Below are 18,481 nucleotides of genomic sequence, written 5' to 3' on the forward strand. Positions count from 1 at the left end.
GGTTGGTGGCCGCAAATGTTTATAGCGGCAACTCTATCCAAAGGTGGAGGGATCGATGGGGCGTTGCGAATGGGGGAGCTTTTCTACTACGAGGCGGTAGGAGTCCGTCACGAGTTCGGCCAGAAGTTCCGGGGTCAGCTGGGGATCTGGGTGCACCGACACCCAATGCCGCTTATTCATGTGATAACCGGGCGTGATGAAGGAGTGCTCGCTACGCAACGCTTCTGCATCCAGGGGATCGGCCTTGAGGATGGCCTGCTGGCGGCCAGTGACCGCAGTGAGAAGGAGGAAGACCTTGCCGCGCACCTTAAACACGTCCCAGTCTGGTCCAAAAGGATGCGTCAGCGTGGCGCCGGGGAGTTCCATGGCGTGGGCGGTGGCACTGGAGTGAAGGTCCAGGGCGCTGGAGCCGCTTGAGCAGGAGTTCATGTGAACCAGACTAGGTGAAAACACCGTTGGGCCCCGTCCTCCGATTCCTCGGGGAGGGGCCCAACGGCGTCTCTATCAAGTCCCTCCAACTATCAGCCATTGGCCGCCCTCTGGAGGGTGAGGGGTTCTCTCTCTCGCATGCGCTCTCTCAAACGCACAACATGGAGTATGGAGGCCAACGCTGGCACCGCCATGAACTCTTCCTGGCAGTTTTCTGCTAGTCAAAAATCTTCTAGTCAAAGTGCGCGGGGCGCTTTTCTAGAAAGGCCATGACGCCTTCCTTGTGTCCAGCAGAGTCCATCTGCGCATACTGCGTGGGCTCTTCCCAGGCAAGTTGTTCGTCTAGCTGGCCCAGGGCCGTGCGGTTGATGGCCTCTTTGGCTTTTGCGAGGGCATCGCGCGGCGCGATGTGCAGGCGCTGCGCTAGCTGCAGCGCGGCCTCGAGGGCGTGGCCCTGGTGCGTGCGTTGGGCGACGATCCCAGCTGCCTCCGCTTCGGCGACGCCGAGCTTGTCCTGGAGAAGTGCCAGTGCAAGTGCGCGGTGGCGCCCGACGGAGGCGAGCGCGGTGAGGCTCACGCCGCCGTCGGGGGTGAGGCCAATCTTGCCGAAAGGCAGCGTGAAATAGGATTCTTCACCAGCGACGATGAGATCACAGGCGAAGGCTAGCGAGGCACCTGCGCCAGCGGCAGCACCTTCGACCGCAGCGATGACGGGAATCTCCGCGGCCTGGATTTCGGTGACGAGCGCATTGAGCTGGGGCAGCATGGTTGACTCGGCGGGGTTCGGCGCTTCGCCCGCAGCCTGCGCGTCGGCAGCTGCCTGCGCTGCGGCCACGAGGTCCGCGCCGGCACAGAAGGCGGTCTCATCGCCAGTGATGATGAGGGCGCGTACGGAGGGGGCAGAGGAGGCGGTGGCAAGCGCTGCAGAGAGTGCGAGACAATGCTCCTTGGCAATGGCATTGCGCCGCGCGGAGTTGTTGATCTGGGCAATAAGTGCGGAGCCTTCGCGGTGGGTGAGGATGGCGTCGGTCATGGTTTAATCCTTAACAAGCTCGGTGAGGGAGGAAATGATGCGTGCGGCATCGGCGGAGATGCGGGAGACGATCTCGGAGCAGGGGGCCACGTCGTGGATGAGTCCCTGCGAGGTACCGCAGGTCCACACGCCGGCATCCAGGTCACCCGTTTCGTAGACGGCACGGCCGCGCTTACCGGCGACGAGGTGGCGGATATCCTCGAACTCAGCGCCTTGGGCAAGGCGCTCAGCCACCTCGTCGCTTATGGCGTTTCTGGCCACGCGGGTGGAATTGCGCAATTCTCGGAGGATGAGCTGGGTATCCAGCTCGCTGCGCTCCACGATGGCTTGCTTGACGTTCTCGTGTACTGGAGCCTCGGTGGAGGCCATGAAGCGGGTTCCCATGTTGATGCCTTCGGCGCCTAATGCCAGTGCGGCGGCTAGCCCGCGGCCGTCCGCGAAGCCACCCGAGGCCACGATGGGAATGTCCAGTTGGTCGGCGGCGGCGGGGATGAGGACGAGGCCCGGGATATCATCCTCGCCAGGGTGGCCGGCACATTCGAAGCCGTCGATGCTGACGATGTCCACGCCGATTTTCTGGGCGCTGAGCGCGTGCCGCACGGAGGTGCATTTGTGGATGACAGTGATGCCAGCATCCTTGAAAGCCGGCATGTGGTCCTTGGGGTTGTTACCGGCGGTTTCTGCGATCTTCACGCCTTCCTCAATGATGACGTCGCGGTATTCCGCATAGGGCGGTGGGGTAATTGCAGGGAGCATGGTGAGGTTGACGCCGAAGGGCTTGTCGGTGAGCTCGCGGGTGCGGCGAATTTCGTGGCGCAGATCCTCCGGGGTGGGCTGAGTGAGCGCGGTGATGACACCGAGCCCGCCGGCGTTAGATACGGCTGCGGCGAGTTCGGCACGGCCGACCCACTGCATGCCGCCTTGGATGATGGGATGCTTGATACCAAGCATCTCGGTAACACGGGTGGAAATCATGAGCGTTGTGCTCCTTCGTGGTGGGAAAGCGTGGGGGAGTGATGACTGAGTTCCTGAACTAAACGTCAGTGAATGGCTATTCGGAAAAATGGGAACGTAGTCGCTCGATAAGGTCATCGGATAGGGCGATGGAGCGGCGGGCGGAGACGTCGATAAGCACCAGCGTCGCCGTGGCAAACACGCACGGGGTGCCATCCTGAATGAGTTCGTGGGCGACTTGATAGGAGGTGTTTCCGATGCGAGAAATCCACACGCGAGCCTCGATGGAATCGGTGTAGGTGAGCTCGGCGTCATACTGGACTTCGAGAGAACGCACCACGTGAGCATAGGAATCGGTGGCGACGGGGCCGGTGAGAGTGGCGGCTGCGCGGACGCGCGCTTCCTCCAGGAGGGTGACCACTGTGGCGTTGTTGACGTGGGCGTTGGCGTCTTGGTCGGACCACCGCAAGGCGAGGGTTATGGGGATGGCGTTGGCGGGCGCGCGCATTGTTCCTCCTGGGGCAAGCGGGTAGAGTGATGCACATTACTATACATACGAATTGTGGTTCGTCGCTCGAATCGTGAGGAGAATGCCATGACAGATCTTCTGGGAATCGATGCTCTGCTGAGCGAAAAAGAAAAAGCTACCCGCGACCGCGTTGCCGCACTGGTGGATGAACACATTCGGCCGCATGCGGGGCAGTGGTACGAGGAAGCGATGCTGCCGGAGTCGATCCTCCCGGTGCTCGCGGAGGCCGGTCTGTTCGGAATGCATCTGGAAGGCTATGGCTGCGCCGGGCGCTCCGCGGTTGAATACGGACTAGCCATGCAGGAGCTGGAAGCAGGGGACTCCGGTATCCGCACGGTGGTATCGGTGCAAGGATCGCTGGCAATGTCGGCGATTTATAAGCACGGCTCGGAGGATCAAAAGCAACAGTGGCTTCCCAAGATGGCCGCCGGTGAAGTCATCGGTTGCTTCGGGTTGACGGAGCCGACTGCCGGTTCGGACCCGGCAAGCATGGCGACGGTGGCGCGCTACCGCTCTGGTGAATGGGTCATTGATGGTGCGAAGCGTTGGATCGGTTTGGCGAGCGTTGCTGGGGTAGCCATCATCTGGGCGAAGGTTTCTGAGGAGGACGCGGCGGCTGCCGGGGTGGAAGCGGGCGTGCGCGGGTTCATCGTGCCGACGTCTACGCCAGGCTTTAACGCCACCCCAATTACCCGCAAGCTGTCCATGCGCGCTTCCATTCAGTGCGATATTGAATTGGGCAGCGTTACTCTGCCTGCTGATGCACTGCTGCCCAAGCATCCAGGGCTCAAGGGTCCGTTTATGTGCTTGAACGAGGCTCGCTTCGGCATCAGCTTTGGCGCTTTGGGCGCTGCTCGTGATTCTTTGGAGGCGGCTCTGGCCTATGCCAAGGAGCGCAAGCAATTCGACCGCTCGCTGGCGTCCTTCCAGCTCACCCAGCAGAAGCTGGTGGACATGGCGGTGGAGCTGAACAAGGGGCAGTTGCTGGCACTGAACCTGGGCCGCGCCAAGGATGCAGGCACGCTGGAGCCCTACCAGATTTCGGTGGGCAAGCTGGCTAATTGTCGCACCGCCATCGACATTTGCCGCCAAGCCCGCACCATCCTGGGCGGCAACGGTATCACCGCGGACTACTCGCCGCTGCGCCACGCCGCCAACCTGGAATCAGTGCGCACCTACGAGGGCACCGATGAGATCCACACGTTGATTCTGGGGCGCGTGCTGACGGGGGAGCAGGCGTTTAGTTAGCTTCTGGTGTCCTTCGGCTTCGGGGCGTTCGGATCGATTGGGCGGCCGTCAGCATCCAGATCATTGAGCTCGGCCAGTTCAGTGAAGTCGGCCTGCGCGTCGGCGAAGCCTTCCTCCGGATCAATTTCATCGAAGTTGCGGATGGTGCCGTCGCGCTCGTCCTTGAACATGTCCTTGCCGTAGACGACGAGCACCATGATGATGCCGGCAGCGAAGCCCCAGGCGGCTCCCTGTGTAGCGAGAACGCCGGCGGTGACACCTGCGATGCCAAGATCCTTTTGGTTCTTGGATTCCATGATGCCGACGCGCACGGACACGAAGCCCTGGATGATGAGAGTCAGAGCCAAGCCCACCGGCAGGATGGGCTCAACGAAGGAGGTGATCGGCAGCAGCAGAAGACCTACGTTGGTGCCCCAACGGAAGGAGCCCGCGCCGCCGAAGATGGTGCGCATGGCGCGCTTGCCCTGCTTGTAGCGCTCGACGATGACCACGTGCATTGCCGCCCACAGCGGGCCACACATGGCGACGTCCGGTCCGATAATGGACATCAGCATGTTGCGGCCACCAAAAAGCAGGTGTGCGCGCGACGGGCTGTAGACCACGGCTTCGTCCGTGCGGACGTGGTCGGCTTCTTTGAGCACTGCGTTGGCCTGCAGGACGTCACCGAAGACGACGATGTAGGCAGCCAGCACCGTGGGGATGGCGGTAAGGAACATGTGCGCCGGCGGCAAACCAACGCCGAAGACGGTGTACTCAGACCACAGAGTGATGAAGTCCGGCTTGGAGAAACCCCACTCCACGTCCGGCCAGGGGGCCTCGCCCGCCAGCGGCGCGACAAAGACCGCGACGAAGATAGCAGGCAGGATGCCTAGCGAAGCCAGGAAGCGCCAGCCGGCGGCTTTCTGTCGCAGGGCTTGGAAGCCACGGGAGTACATGAGGAAGAAGGCCACGGCCACCGCGATGGTGATGGTAATGGGGAAGGAGTGGAAACGTCCGCCTTCCTGGAACACCGAGATGATGGCAGCGATACCAGCGCCAAGGACGATGCCGGAGCGCAAGCCAGAGGGGATGAGGCGGACGACCTTCGATGCCCATCCCGTTATGCCTAGCGTTAAGGAGAATATGCCCAGCATGAGCTGGAAGCTGATCAGCGCCCAGATGCGCTGCTCACCCTCCGGGAAGGTCTGGATGTAGACCGTCAACAGTGGAATGGCCGGGGTAATCCAGCCGGGGACAACTGGGTCGCCCAGGATGTGGTGGGTGAGGTAGAGAAGGCCATTGAGCATGACGACGGCCAGCGCCGCTTCGTAGGGCATGCCGAGGGCCTCGGTCATCAGGGGGATAGCGCCCAGGTCGACCACGCACATAAACAGGCCTTGGGCGAAGTCCGGCCATTCCATGCGGTAGTGCACGAAGGGGAGGCGGACATCGAAAGGCCCCATCTTCCAGTGGGGCGAAGCTTGACCGATGCCCTGGTCTTCAGGTTCGGTGGCTTCGGTGGTTTCGGCCATGACGGCCTCCTTTCAAAGAAAAGGGACCAAGCCCAGCGGGCGTGAAGCGCGCGGGGCTTGGTGAGGAAAGGTGAGAGATTTGTTGAGGTTTAGCCGAGCTCTGTTTAGTCGAACTCGATGATCTGGCGCAGGGCTGCACCGTCGGAGAGGCGGTCCATGGCGGTGTTGATGTCCTCGAGCTTGATGTGATCAGAGATGAGGGCCTCTGCGTTGAGCTTGCCCTCACGCCATAGCTGTTCGTACTTCGGGATATCCTTCGACGGAACGGAGGAACCCAGGTAGCAGCCGTGCACGCGGCGTGCTTCACCGGTCATTACGAGCGGGTCGATGGTGATGGTGGAGCCCGGTGCCGGCAGGCCAACGGTGACGGTCAGGCCGCCCGGTGCGGTGACCTTGTAAGCGGTCTCCAGTGCCTTCGGGTGGCCGGCAGCCTCCACGACGGCGGTGAACTTCTTGCCAGACTCTTCGGCTTCCTGCGGGGTCATGGCGGAGGTGGCGCCGATTTCGAGGGCCTTCTCGCACTTGTCCTTTTGCATGTCGATGCCCACGATCTCCTTCACGCCGAGTGCAGCGGCGGTAATGATCGCGGCCATGCCTACTCCACCGAGGCCAACGACAGCGATGCTGTCCTCCGGCTTCGGATCAATCTCGTTGAGGACGGCGCCGCCACCGGTGAGGATGGCGCAGCCGAGGATAGCGGCGATGTCCGCCGGGACATCGGAGCCCACCGGTACGACGGAGAGCTCGGAGACCACGGCGTGGGTGGCGAAGCCGGAGACACCGAGGTGGTGCTGAACCGTCTCACCGTTGCGGGTGAGGTGGCGGGTGCCGCGGATGAGGGTGCCCTCGTTGTTGGTCTTGGAGCCAACCTCACACGGCATCTTGCCGTCGGTCTTGCAGCCGGCACACTCGCCGCAGCGCGGGAGGAAGGTCATGACCACGTGGTCGCCAACCTTGACGTTGGTAACACCCGGGCCGATTTCCTCGACGATGCCGGCGGACTCGTGGCCTAGCAGCATCGGCAGCGGACGGGGGCGGTTGTTGTTGACCACGGAGAGGTCGGAGTGGCAGAGGCCGGCGGCGGTGATCTTGACCAGAATCTCGCCCTCGCCGGGAGCGGAGAGCTCGAGCTCGCTCACGGTGATGGGCTGAGAGTCGGCGTAGGGGCGCTCATCGCCGGAGCGCTCCAGAACGGCGCCGCGAATGGTAATCGTGTCAGACATTGATACCTCCAGACATCGGATGGGGTTAATGCATCGCAATGTACGCCACGTCACGTGGGGGAGGGTGAGAACGGTATGGGAAAAACTACACCCAATATATGTGCGGATGGAGAATTTTCTACCCGCTGAGCGCGTGAGCACGCAGCGCTACGAAAACATCGAGCCCGCGCTGACCCACGGCCCACTCATCACCCATGAGCTCAGCGATCCGGTCGAGTCGCTGGCGCACCGTATTGGGGTGGATAAACATGGCGCGAGCTGTTTGCGGGATGCTGTGGCCGGAGAGCAAGTAGTGGTGCGCGGTATCGGTCAGCTCCGTGGAATGCTCCGCGTCATAACGCACCAACGGGCCGATCGTGCGCGTGGACAGCGCGCTCAACGCCTGCGGGTCCGCGCCCAAGATGAGGCCGACGGTGCCCAAGGTATCTTCGGTGACTAAGCGGCCTTGTACGCCGAGTGCTAAAGCTGACTCCAAGTAGGCCATAGCGGAATCGTGGGCGCTGCGTGCCGAATCCAGCCCGTCGAAGCCGATGGCAGAAACCGTCAGGTCAGAAAACTCAGACAGCAGCGGGGCCAGTGCCTTATCAATTGCTCGATCCGGCTGGTACAGCACACATACGTGCTGGTCGTGGTGTGTGATAGCGGCATTTCCCGGCAGAAAGTGCTCTAGTTGCGGGCGAGTTGGCAAACTCTTTGCCGAGTGTAAGCCGACGAAATAGAGCTGTACCGAAGAATTCAGGCTGATTCCCGTTAGGTGGCGCAGACGAGCGATCTCCTCGCGCCCAGCATTACCCAGAGCGACGGCGTAGACGAGGTCATCGACTTTGCGCGCGGTGGCGTCGACAAGCGCTTCGGCAAAAAGAGCAATCGCAGTAAAGGCAGCGGAGGCGTGGCTGATGACGCGCAGTTCGGCATCGCTGAGCTCTTTGTCCACGCCAATCGTGCCTAAGGCCCGCCCGTTGAACTCCACGGGGAAGGTACTGGTTGGGGGAGTGTTCGGGGCACCTTCCGTGGTCCATAGGGACACCGGTGCATCGAGGCTATCAGCCAACACGCGTTCGAGTTCCTCAAAACTCGCGTTATTCATCAGCACGTGGAGCAGCTGCGTGTTGACCTCATTGAGCCACTGCAGTTCTTCGACATGGCGGCTGAGCGCAATCTGGGAGCGGGTCAATTCGGCCACGGACTCGCCTTGGCTCTCGATGACTTGCGCATTCTCCAGCGCCACGGAGGTAATAGAGCCAAGCACCTCGAGGGCCGCGATTTCTTCGTGCGTGTAGTGGCGGGGGTGGCGGTCGCCCACGAGCAGCGCGCCGATGGTGCGCCCGGCGATGCGGATCGGGGCGCCGAGGATTCCGCGGATTCCTTCGGCTTCTACCGCGCGGTCCACGTAATCTACGTGCGTAACGTTGGGATCTGCGGAATGGTCATAGGTCCACGCTGGGCGGTTGGTGGCGGCCACGATGCCGAGGACTCCGGAGCCCATCGGCATGTTGATGGTGCGGAATTCCTCCGTGACGACACCGCTGGTGGCCAGCACCTTGGTAAAGCCGGTGTCCTCATCGTTGAGGCTGAGATAGCCCACGTCGGTGCCGATGGTGGAGCGCGCGTGGCGCACGATGGCCTGGAAGATATCAGTCGATTCGCGGCCGGAGTTGAGCATGTGGGAGACGTCGAGCAGTTTGGTCGACATCACCCGCCATGTGTGGTTGGCGCGCATGGTCTCTTCGATGGCCCGAAGCGCGCCAAGCTCCTCGGCCGCCAATTGCTCGCGCAGCTCGTCGGGGACACGGGTGCCAGTGCTTAGGTGGTTTAGAATCTCGCCAAACTCGCTCATGATTACATGCAGTGTAGCCGGGATTGGCACCACTATGCTTATCTATTCGCGCAGCTTAGCCCGCAACATCTTGCCAGTCGCAGTTTTGGGGACCTCGTCGATGAATCGCACTGACCTTGGATACTTGTAGGCAGCCATATTCTCCTTAGCCCAAGAAATGATCTCCTCTTCAGAGGTCACTCCCTTGTATTCGGGACGCAGCACGATGAAAGCTCTGACGGATTCTCCTCGTCGGTCGTCCTGGTAACCAACGGCCACGGCCTGCTGGACTGCAGGGTGGTCTTGGAGATACTTCTCCACTTCTTCTGGGAAGACCGAATAACCATTGGATTTGATCATCTCTTTGAAGCGACCTTCGAAGAAGAGGTAGCCATTCTCGTCCAAATATCCCATGTCGCCTGAGAAGTACCGTCCACCGATTTTCGCAGCTGCAGTGGCTTCTGGCTTGCCCTTATAGCCGAGAAAGACTGCTGGGCTTTCTACACTGATTTCTCCTAGTTCGCCAGGGCTAAGCTCACGGTTGCGGTCTTCCGGATCAGTAATCTTGATGTCGGTCTGGAAAGTAGGCCGCCCAGTGCTTCCCCAAACGATCTGGTCAGGAGGAGTCATCGTATCCGCAGTATGAGTCTCGCTCATTCCGTAGGCAAACTCAAAGAAGTCCTGACCGGTTTGTTCTTTCCACTGGTCGGACAGTGATTCCGTGATTTGTGAGCCAAAGCTCGTACCCATGCAGACACGAAGCCTGTCCATTTGAGAAGCACGATCCGTAGCTAGGATTTCAGTATTCATCGGCGGCGTTGTGTATGAGACCGTCATCCCGTACCGAGATGCCATAGTTACGAAGTCCTCACCATCGAAGCGCGCTTGAAGAATCATCGAAGCACCCGCAACGAAGACAGCAGACATTCCAACAATTTTTCCAGCCACATGGAAAATCGGCATCGAGGCGGAAACCTTGTCAGACGGTGTATATCCAAAGTTAGCTGCGACGCAGTTAGCTTTAAAAGTGCAGTTTGTGTAAGACAGCATTGCGCCTTTGGGCAACCCGCTAGTACCGGAGGTGTAGATGATTAGAGCGCAGTCTTCATCAAGGTTGATTTCTGGCTTAAGGAGAGACTCAACTTCGTCCACAGGATCGCTCTGTGCCGTTGCCTTCTCCCAAGAAATATGGTCGAGCGCAGTCGTACGCCGGTCCGGCATACGGAAGTTGAACTCCTGTGAGTGCTCTTCGCGATCTAGAGCATCGTCGAAAGAAGTGACGATCAAAGTATGAACTGAGGTTTCGTCTGCCTTTTCATATTCGACGAGCAATTCTTCGCTAGCGATGAGTGCAACTGCTTCCAGGTCGTTGAGCTGATATGACAGTTCTTTTGCTTTGAGCATGGGGTTGCAAGGGCTGACGACCGCGCCTAGCTTCTGAACAGCAAGATAAGAAATCACAAATTGCGGACAGTTTTGCATGTAAAGCGCGACTACGTCTCCAGTCCTGATCCCCTCGTGGGCCAAGGTCGTTGCTAGCGCCAATGCTTTTTGCTCAAGCCATCCATAAGTGAATTCAGACCCGTAAAAATAGATTGCGGTTTTCTCTGGGGTATTTTCGGCGTGCTCCGAGAAATACTGAGCCAAAGTTTGCGGCTTGAAGAAGGTCAGACCTTCATCCGGAACGTATGTGGTCAATGGCTTGGTCATGATAGTCCTTTCTTGTTTAGCGGCCGGTGAAATAGGGGTCCCTTTTTTCGCGGAACGCAGTACGGGCCTCGATGTGGTCTTCGGTAAGCGTTGACGAGACCGTGGAGTGGGCCTGCATGAGCCACGCTGCACTTTCATCGAGATGCTGAGTTGCGCCCATGGTTTTCTTCATGAGCGAAATGGACTTTGTGGGCAGTGACGCTAGCTGCTTAGCAAGAGACTCTGCTTCAGCATCCAAGTCTTCGGGCTCACAGATTGTCGATACGAGTCCGAAGTTTGAAAGTTCGGACACAGGAACAAATTCCCCCGTTAGTAACAGTCTGTTTGCGAAAAGACGGTTTGTTAGGCGTGGGAGCAAGGTTGTTCCCGATGAGAAGCCACGGAGTACGAAGGGAAGGCCGATCTTGGTGTTCGAAGACGCGACGATGAAGTCAGAGGCAAGCGCAAGCTCTAGCCCGGCTCCCATAGCAAATTTGTGCAATACCGCAACAACAGGTTTCGGGCATTCACGAATCGCAGTGCAGACTTTTGGGTAACCGTCCAAGAATTCTCGAATCTTGTCCTCCGGCACGGGACAGTTGTCTGTGCCCATATCGATGAGGTCATCACCTGCGCAGAAAGCTTTGCCTTCTCCGCGCAGAATAATCGCTCGAACATCGGGATTATCGCCCAGTTCCGCGAGCGTAATTTCAAGGCCACGCAGCATTTCGAACGTTAGAGCGTTGAGGGATTCGGGTCGGTTGAGCGTTATTGAAGCAATAGAACCCTCAGTTTCAACCACCACGCTATCGGTGAAAGACTTAAGCATCACTGGCTCCTTGTTGATTAGATTCGTTTGGCTGCGCGCTAAGGTGCGCGGACAGTTTTACTCGAACCGGCTCGGGTACTTCCTCTGGTCTTCTGGTGCGCGGGTCAACGTTTACATAGGTCACCTCAGATTCAACGCACAGTTCACCTTCTTGGTAGAGCTCCTCATGAAGGGTCACTGAAGTTCTGCCAAGACGCGAAATCGACGTGTGGATTGCGACTTCCGGTACCCAATTCACTTCTTTTAAGAAGTTCAATTCGTAGCGAACAACGAGAAGCGTCCAGGGATCTGTCACAAGATCAGGGTCAAACTCGGCGAAGAAATCTCTGCGCGCAGCTTCGAACCAGGCAGGAAACTTCGTATTGTTTATGTGCCCAACCGCGTCAGTTTCGTTGAAGCGCGGCGTGATAGTCGTCTTATACATTGTTTCCCTCTTTGGAGACTGATCCAGAATTCGACGTTTCGAAGGAGCTCTCGTTGGCATCAGCGTAGGGCTGTGTTCCATTCAGCTCCGCCATGGCGATGCGATTAAACTCCTCCGCTTCAGCGTCAGTTACCTCACGGCTGTGAGCGATTGTGATGCGTCGAATTTGCTCTGGAGTCGCAGGCTTGAAGATGTAGGCGCTAATGATGCAAGCAACAGCGGACAAAGGCAGAGCGAAGGCAATCTCGGATAGCGGTGGAAGATCGAATCCAAAGAGAAGTACAAGGTATGCGATACCACCGAAGCTGGCACCGACGAAAGCGGCACTACCGCTAATTCTGCGCCACCAAATTCCGAGTAGCGTCGGGAAGAAAAGGGAGGAAGCGAGGAGGCCCATTGCTGCTGAGTACAGAAGGGTAAGGAATTGCGGCGGATTTAGAGAAAGAACTAGCGTGAGTACGCCAAATCCTAGAATTCCGAGCTTGGTAATCTTACGCTTTGTCGCATCGGACGTGCTCGGCTTAAGCTGACCGATCAGGTCGTAGGAAAGAGCTGCGGCCAATGCAAGGAGCATTGCCGAGACAGAAGACATAACAGCAGCAAAAATTCCTGCGAATGCTAGACCTCGAAGCCAATTAGGTACCGCCTGGTCCAAGAAGAGGAGGAAAGCTCCATCGCTTTGCTCAATGTCCTGTCCACCAGTGAGGATAATGGTTCCTGCGATGACGAATACACACGTAGCAATAGACGTAATGACGTACAGCCCCAGTCCTAGTGCCAACGATGCACGCCCTGTTTGCTCGTTCTTTGCAGCGAAGATACGCATCACCGTGTGAGGGAGAACCGCATTACAAGTTGCCCAAATCAAGAAGGCACCGATATATGCAATCGGAGGATAGGTTTCAGCGCCTGTCCATTCCGGGCGAAGGCCTTGGGCTACCTCATAGACTGAAAATCCGCCGTTTGAGTTAACTGCGATGAACCCAGTTGCAACAACTACGCCGATCATCATGACCCCCTGAAGGAAATCAGTCAGCGTAACAGCCTTCATACCTCCGGCAAATGTGTAGAACACGTAGACAGCGCCGATAAGGACAACGGACCAGTTATACGGGATGCCGAAAATTTGTTCTCCGATCAAGCCGCCGATCTTCATCTGTGCGACGATGTATGCAGTTAGCGTACCGATGAGAACGATTGGTACGACTAGGTTCATCGCGCGGTGGTTGTATCGAGCCTTGATGAGTTCAGGAACAGTAGCCACATTCATATTACGAAGGACTTTTGCGAGGAAGAACGTCGTAATGAGATAACCCAGCGCGACGCCACCGTTGTAGGCAGTGATGTATCCCCAGCCAGCTGAATAGGATAGGCCGATGTTTCCGAGCATAGTTCCGCCGGTCGCGAAAGCAGCGAAGATTGCGAAACCATTGATCCAAAGGCCGACACCGCCGCCTCCGGTCAGGAATGACTTGGCAGAAGAGTCTTCATTCTGACGGTGCGCATAAATACCAATGCCGACAGTCAGGGCCATGTAAACGATCAGTATGGCCAAGGGCAGAATATTCTCTTTAGGCATTGTGAACATCTCCATCGTCATTCTTGTTGACGACAAGATCGACGAGCAGAATGATAAGGCTCAAGACCATAATGGCTACGAGAACGTAGTTGACTAGGGTCGTGCCGCTGATCATGGTGTTAAAGCTCATCGGCAGGAAGGCGAAGACAGAAAGCGCGATGATGAACACTGTCGAACCAAGGTGGAATTTCGATGGCTTAAAGAAGCCAAGGTCGTCGGTGTTCGGACTATTTTGTTGGGGCATGAGATTCTTCCTTTTCGGTTGAGATAGAGACAGAACTGTTGAAATTGGGGGCTCGCTTATCGAGGAATGCCGACAGCCCTTCAGCACGGTCAGAATGGCTGAAGGCCATTCCTTGTGAAAGCTGCTCCTGTTGGTGCCCGCCTAGCACACCTGCTTTGATGGATTCCCGCGCAACACGTTGAGCTAGCGGTCCGTTTTCATTAAGTACGTGGCAGATCTCCATCGCTGTGGCGACCGGATCATCACTGATGCGGGTGATGACTCCCCATTGCAGCGCAGCTTCAGCATCGAGTTCTTTGCGTGTCAGAATGAGGTCTAAAGCGATAGCTTTACCGGCGACCTCACGAAGCCGTTGGGTACCACCTGCACCCGGAATGATTCCTAGTCCTAGCTCTGGAAATGCGAAGCGAGATTGCGGATCCGCAATACGAATGTCACACGATAGAGCTAGTTCGAAACCGCCTCCTAGCGCCAATCCGTTAACCGCTGCAACAGTGGGCTTGGGGTAGCTCTCAATTCGCTTGTAGAGCTCTGCCATCGGATACTCATTGACAACCTGCCAGGGCGACAGCTGAGAAAGTTCCTTGATATCTGCTCCAGCAGCGAATGCTTTATCGCCAGCGCCGGTGAAGATGACGGCTTGCACTGCGACGCAAGATTCCCACTTATCCAGTACCGAGTTAATCGCATTAAGAACTTCAGTGTTTAATGCGTTGAACTGCCGGGGCCGGTTAATAGTGATGATCCCGATCCCGGATTCATGTGAGGACTCGACTACGTTAGCTGGGTTCGTTGAGTTTTCGTTATTAGACATACTCACTCACTTCTCCTTCTCGTACACGTAGAACCCTTGGCCAGACTTACGTCCAAGGCGTCCTTCCTGATAGAGACGCGTAAGGGTTTGAGAAGGGCCCTTAGAAGGGTCACCGGAGTCCTCAGCTTCTAATACCTTGATGCCGTAATTGACATCGATTCCGGTTAGGTCAAGCAATTCGAAGGGGCCTAGCGGGTGGTTAAGCCCTGCCTTGACAGCGGTGTCGATCTGTTTAAAGTCCGCAATCCCGTTTTCGTATAGGGAGATTGCTTCATCGAAAATCGCCGCAAGGATTCGGTTCGTGATGAAACCGAAAATCTCCTTCTCCAAACGGACCGGCGTTTTGTCGATGCTCTCGACAAATTCGATGGCTCGGTCGACAGTATCCTCTGAGGTGTGGTCGCCTTTGACCACCTCCACAAGAGGCAAAACCAGGGCCGGGTTGAAGAAATGAATGTTGCACAGACGAGAAGGATGGTGGACTTCGCTAGCTAACTTCGAAGAGACGATGCTGGATGAGTTAGTGGCAAGAATCGCTTCTTTGGGGGCGTACGATGAAATCTCTGAGAAGAGCTTCTTCTTTGCTTGCAGGTCTTCGATGATTGCTTCAATGATGAGGCTGGCGTTGGAGCAAGTTTCTTCGAGACTGGTTTCGTACTTTAGCCGAGCGAAAGCCTGGTCAACTTCGTCTTGTGTGATTTTTCCCTTAGCTAGCTTCTTGTCCATCAGCTCGTGTAGAAGGGAATCGGCACGGTCGAGTTGGTCAGTATTGATGTCGTAAAGCGTTACTGTGTATCCCTTGAGTGCGCAGTGAAAGGCAATCTGTGCACCCATAGTTCCAGCTCCGCAGATGGCGACACTAGATTCAGCTGGATTCATTGCTATTTCTCCTCCACGATGATTTCAGTAGCGATTCCTTGACCGCCGCCTATGCAGGCTGAGACGATTGCTCGGCCTCCGCCTCGCTCGGAAAGCTCGGTGATTGTCTTCTGGATTAGGACGGTGCCTGTGGCGGCAATAGGATGTCCATGGGCAATTGCGCCGCCCAGTGGATTTATGTTGTCCACATCGAGGGCAAGCTCTTTTGCGCAGGCAAGCACTTGACTCGCGAATGCCTCATTGATTTCGATGAAGTCGTAGTCAGAGATATTCCGTCCAGTTTGCTTGAGTATTGCCTGAATGGCAGGTACCGGTCCAATTCCCATATAGTTCGGGTCAACGCCAACGACAGAACTTTCTCCGATGCGTGCCAAGGGGGCGAGGTCGTGGTGCATTGCCTTATCTGCTGAAACGATGCAAACTGCTGCAGCGCCGTCGTTAATTCCCGAGGCATTCCCGGCAGTAACAGTGCCTGAGGAAATAAAAGCAGGGCGTAATGCTGCTAATTTTTCTGCGCTGGTCTTAGGCCGAGGGTGTTCATCGTGTTCCACCGGTCCATGGCTAGAGGTCTCAGTCGGAATTAGGAAATGCGAGTATTTCCCTTGCGATTTTGCTTTTGCATATTTTTCTTGACTTCTTAAAGCAAATTCATCCTGTTCTTCCCGCGAGATGGAGTATTTTTCTGCAAGGTTCTCAGCTGTTACTCCCATTGTGGGATCGCCTATTTCAGCTGTAGAGAGCTCTCGGCGAAGGAAACTCGGGGGTGTGGCATCGTACGCCCGCTTTGCGCGTGATAATTGGAATGGTTCGTTAGTCATACTTTCCATTCCTCCTGCAATGTAAACTCCGCCGTCAGAGGCCACGAGCTTTCCAGCAAGCGTTACAGCATTGATTCCTGATCCGCATTGCCGGTCGATCGTAAGTCCCGGAGTATTTACAGGCAGTCCTGCGCTAAGCGCCGCGACGCGAGCAGGATTCCCATAATGGGAAAGCGTATTTCCCATGATGACGTCGGTTATAGCCTCGTCATTCAAAAGTGCGTTAATGCTTGGATTGTCGATTAAGGCTTTGATGGCACGTGCACCAAGCTGTACACCATCAAATTCGGCCAGGGTTCCTCCCTTTCTTCCGATAGGGAGACGTGCGCCGGCGACAATAACTGCATCGCTGGGGCTCGACATGATTACTCCTTCCTTGGTGTGAGGTAGCGCGAAAATGCGGGTGATTCGAATCACTTGAGGAAGAGTATCGCAGCCTAACTCACACCCGTAAAGTGGTTAATTACACAGTGTTGGCCTCGTTATTGTGGGAAAGGACAATCAATGTCGGAGTTGGGGATTGGGGACGTGGTACAGCTATGCCGTAAGGCGTTGCAGTTGACACCGGTTAGCTTTCGGGAGGAGCTTCAAGATGCTGTTGTTTCAGCTAGGTTTCCAGAACTCAAAGAGGTCCTGCTGGAGATTAGTAACCGTGCCGAGTCATCGCGCAAACTCCGTTCACTGGTTTCGGAAATTGCTGATCTGTCCTTAGACATCAATGGTGACGAGAACGTAGATGTGGCTTTCGGTAGAATTCTGTCTTTGGCCCGTCAGATGTTGGGGGCAGATGCGGCGTTCATTATGGAGCTTGATGAGACTTCCGGCAGTGCAAGCATTATTCTTTCCAGCGGAATCTGGACCACGGAACTGCAAGAAGTTGAGCCCAACGAGAAGGGGTTCTTTTTCGAGATTTATCAGGTCGCTGCGCCATTGCAGGTGGCAAACTACTTGAGAGACGATGGCTTTGAACATGATCCTGTGTTGGATACTGCAATAAAGCGAGAAGGGATACGGTCCTTATTGGGGATTCCCGTCGAAGCTGAGTCAGGGTTTCAAGTTCTTTTCGTTGCGGATAGGCATGAGCGTATTTATCACACGGGCGACATCTATATTCTTGAGCAGCTAGCAGTCCAAGTGTTAGCGGTAGGGGTCCGTGGGGAAGAGTCGAATCGCCACCACAAGGAGGTGGATAGCCTCAAGATGGTTGCGGAAGAATGCCGTGTAGAGCTGACGAACTCTGCAAAAGCGCTAGAAACTGTAGAAACGGTCATTTCAATGGTCAGTGATTTGCTTACTGAGTCACGCGTAGCCGCTTTTCTTGCAGAAAACATGGGGATTCAAATCCACATTTCAAGTTTGGAAGACCTCATGCTCGATAGCGCTGGAGGCTGGCTTCCGGTAGATGGTTACGCTCCTATCGAAAGTTATGTCCGGAGGACTTCCTCGCCGGGACGAGGGGAGTCCTTATCGTTGGGTGAGCGTGAGGTCTATGTCTCTCCCGTAATTCGTGGTGGGAAGCCCTGGGGAGTGGTTGTTGCCGACTTGATCATGCCTAGCCCTGAAGCCCGGATTATTGACTTGGTAGCACGCGCCTTGAGCATTAGAGACGTCAGTGGGTTGGAGGCTGATTCGCAGCGAGTAGTCGAGTCCTCAAATCTCTTTTTTTCATTGGTGAGTTCTGGAAGAACGCAGCTAACGGCACGCCAACAAGGCTTGCTTACCGAAGCGGAAATCGTAGAGGATGGCTTAAATCGCTTACTTCTCTTTTCTGGCGATGAAGCAGGTCTTCGACTGATTGCACAACGGTGTTCTGAGGTCTCTAAGGGGAAGCTCTTGATTGGTGTGTCTACTGATCAGGTTGGCGTTTTAGGGGAGGCGAGCATGCTTTTATCCTTTTTTGAAACCTTTTCAAAGCTTGCTGATTTGCGACGCTTGAAAGTTCACGGGTATCTGTCAGACAAATTTACTGGTTTTCGTAGAGCGGCAGAAGTATATCGCTCTTGTATACAGTTTCTTGATGATATCGCTTCCCTGGGTTTATCTAGTGAAACAGGGTGGTATACCGACGCTGCACTTCCGCAGTCTGTGCGTCTATTGGCGCGAATGACTGATGCTCAGCGAAAAGCATTGGTTGACGAATCAATAGGTAATTTGCTTCGCTATGATAGGGAAAATTCAAAGGCGCTAGTGCCTACTATGCAAGCCCTTTTCTCGCACCACTTTTCAGCATCCATCGTAGCCGAAGAACTTGATGTTCACGTCAATACTGTTCGCAACAGGATGAAGAGAATTGATGAAATATTAGGTGAAGGCTGGAACGAGGGGGTGCGGTTGCTAGACGTACAGTTAGCACTCGCAGCACTGCGCATTGAGTCTGGTATGCCGACCGTCTTTAACGATGTCACCTGGACAGGAAACCAATAGCCTAGAATTTTCCAAAGACTTCAAAACGAAATTCCCCT

At 56.2% G+C, this 18,481-nt stretch carries 17 protein-coding genes; 2 read left to right on the forward strand and 15 right to left on the reverse strand.

The annotated features are described in order from the left end of the window. Positions 1 to 33 precede the first annotated feature (33 nt). From HMPREF2896_RS11540 to HMPREF2896_RS11560, 4 genes are all read right to left on the reverse strand, one after another. The gene (locus HMPREF2896_RS11540) at positions 34 to 429 is read right to left on the reverse strand and encodes an MmcQ/YjbR family DNA-binding protein (protein ID WP_246824028.1); all 396 of its coding nucleotides are present in this window, start codon (positions 427 to 429) and stop codon (positions 34 to 36) included. Positions 430 to 661: 232 nt separating this feature from the next. Beyond that, positions 662 to 1,462, reverse strand: a complete 801-nt coding sequence (locus tag HMPREF2896_RS11550) for an enoyl-CoA hydratase-related protein (protein WP_070719586.1) — start codon at positions 1,460 to 1,462, stop codon at positions 662 to 664. Between the two features lie 3 nt (positions 1,463 to 1,465). Continuing rightward, positions 1,466 to 2,437, reverse strand: coding sequence for an NAD(P)H-dependent flavin oxidoreductase (locus tag HMPREF2896_RS11555; RefSeq protein WP_070719587.1), 972 nt, complete (start codon positions 2,435 to 2,437; stop codon positions 1,466 to 1,468). Between the two features lie 76 nt (positions 2,438 to 2,513). Continuing rightward, positions 2,514 to 2,924 carry an acyl-CoA thioesterase gene (locus HMPREF2896_RS11560; RefSeq protein WP_070710919.1) on the reverse strand — a complete coding sequence of 137 codons (411 nt, stop codon included), beginning with the start codon at positions 2,922 to 2,924 and terminating at the stop codon, positions 2,514 to 2,516. A gap of 87 nt (positions 2,925 to 3,011) precedes the next feature. Between HMPREF2896_RS11560 and HMPREF2896_RS11565 the strand changes: the two genes are divergently transcribed. Next, positions 3,012 to 4,193: an acyl-CoA dehydrogenase family protein gene (locus tag HMPREF2896_RS11565; RefSeq protein ID WP_070710920.1), complete on the forward strand. Its 1,182-nt coding sequence runs from the start codon at positions 3,012 to 3,014 to the stop codon at positions 4,191 to 4,193. Here HMPREF2896_RS11565 and HMPREF2896_RS11570 read toward each other — a convergent pair. From HMPREF2896_RS11570 to HMPREF2896_RS11620, 11 genes are all read right to left on the reverse strand, one after another. Beyond that, positions 4,190 to 5,704 (reverse strand): permease family protein, encoded by a 1,515-nt coding sequence (locus tag HMPREF2896_RS11570; protein ID WP_070446254.1) that lies wholly within the window; start codon positions 5,702 to 5,704, stop codon positions 4,190 to 4,192. The genes HMPREF2896_RS11565 and HMPREF2896_RS11570 overlap by 4 nt on opposite strands. Before the next feature lie 104 nt (positions 5,705 to 5,808). Next, entirely contained in the window at positions 5,809 to 6,927 is a 1,119-nt protein-coding gene (locus tag HMPREF2896_RS11575) for an alcohol dehydrogenase catalytic domain-containing protein (protein ID WP_070446252.1), read from the reverse strand. A gap of 118 nt (positions 6,928 to 7,045) precedes the next feature. Further along, entirely contained in the window at positions 7,046 to 8,764 is a 1,719-nt protein-coding gene (locus HMPREF2896_RS11580) for a helix-turn-helix domain-containing protein (protein ID WP_070719588.1), read from the reverse strand. A gap of 42 nt (positions 8,765 to 8,806) precedes the next feature. Then, positions 8,807 to 10,453, reverse strand: a complete 1,647-nt coding sequence (locus HMPREF2896_RS11585) for an AMP-binding protein (RefSeq protein ID WP_070644242.1) — start codon at positions 10,451 to 10,453, stop codon at positions 8,807 to 8,809. Positions 10,454 to 10,469: 16 nt separating this feature from the next. Beyond that, entirely contained in the window at positions 10,470 to 11,261 is a 792-nt protein-coding gene (locus HMPREF2896_RS11590; RefSeq protein WP_070719589.1) for an enoyl-CoA hydratase/isomerase family protein, read from the reverse strand. Continuing rightward, positions 11,254 to 11,685 carry an acyl-CoA thioesterase gene (locus HMPREF2896_RS11595; RefSeq protein WP_070719590.1) on the reverse strand — a complete coding sequence of 144 codons (432 nt, stop codon included), beginning with the start codon at positions 11,683 to 11,685 and terminating at the stop codon, positions 11,254 to 11,256. The genes HMPREF2896_RS11590 and HMPREF2896_RS11595 overlap by 8 nt, the downstream gene beginning before the upstream one ends. Next, complete coding sequence (locus tag HMPREF2896_RS11600; RefSeq protein ID WP_070719591.1) at positions 11,678 to 13,264, reverse strand: sodium:solute symporter family protein; 1,587 nt, start codon at positions 13,262 to 13,264, stop codon at positions 11,678 to 11,680. The genes HMPREF2896_RS11595 and HMPREF2896_RS11600 overlap by 8 nt, the downstream gene beginning before the upstream one ends. After that, a complete protein-coding gene (locus HMPREF2896_RS11605; RefSeq protein WP_070644224.1) occupies positions 13,257 to 13,508 on the reverse strand; it encodes a hypothetical protein in 252 nt (83 codons plus the stop codon). Before HMPREF2896_RS11605 ends, HMPREF2896_RS11600 begins: the two co-directional genes overlap by 8 nt. Beyond that, positions 13,492 to 14,322: an enoyl-CoA hydratase/isomerase family protein gene (locus HMPREF2896_RS11610; protein WP_070719592.1), complete on the reverse strand. Its 831-nt coding sequence runs from the start codon at positions 14,320 to 14,322 to the stop codon at positions 13,492 to 13,494. The genes HMPREF2896_RS11605 and HMPREF2896_RS11610 overlap by 17 nt, the downstream gene beginning before the upstream one ends. Positions 14,323 to 14,328: 6 nt before the next feature. After that, a complete protein-coding gene (locus HMPREF2896_RS11615; RefSeq protein ID WP_070719593.1) occupies positions 14,329 to 15,201 on the reverse strand; it encodes a 3-hydroxyacyl-CoA dehydrogenase family protein in 873 nt (290 codons plus the stop codon). Between the two features lie 2 nt (positions 15,202 to 15,203). Continuing rightward, positions 15,204 to 16,436, reverse strand: coding sequence for a thiolase family protein (locus tag HMPREF2896_RS11620; RefSeq protein ID WP_210388775.1), 1,233 nt, complete (start codon positions 16,434 to 16,436; stop codon positions 15,204 to 15,206). 87 nt (positions 16,437 to 16,523) lie between these two features. Between HMPREF2896_RS11620 and HMPREF2896_RS11625 the strand changes: the two genes are divergently transcribed. Continuing rightward, the gene (locus HMPREF2896_RS11625; RefSeq protein WP_070719594.1) at positions 16,524 to 18,443 is read left to right on the forward strand and encodes a helix-turn-helix domain-containing protein; all 1,920 of its coding nucleotides are present in this window, start codon (positions 16,524 to 16,526) and stop codon (positions 18,441 to 18,443) included. Positions 18,444 to 18,481 lie beyond the last annotated feature (38 nt).

This window comes from Corynebacterium sp. HMSC069E04, from assembly GCF_001813175.1.
In the GTDB taxonomy this organism is placed as follows: domain Bacteria; phylum Actinomycetota; class Actinomycetes; order Mycobacteriales; family Mycobacteriaceae; genus Corynebacterium; species Corynebacterium aurimucosum.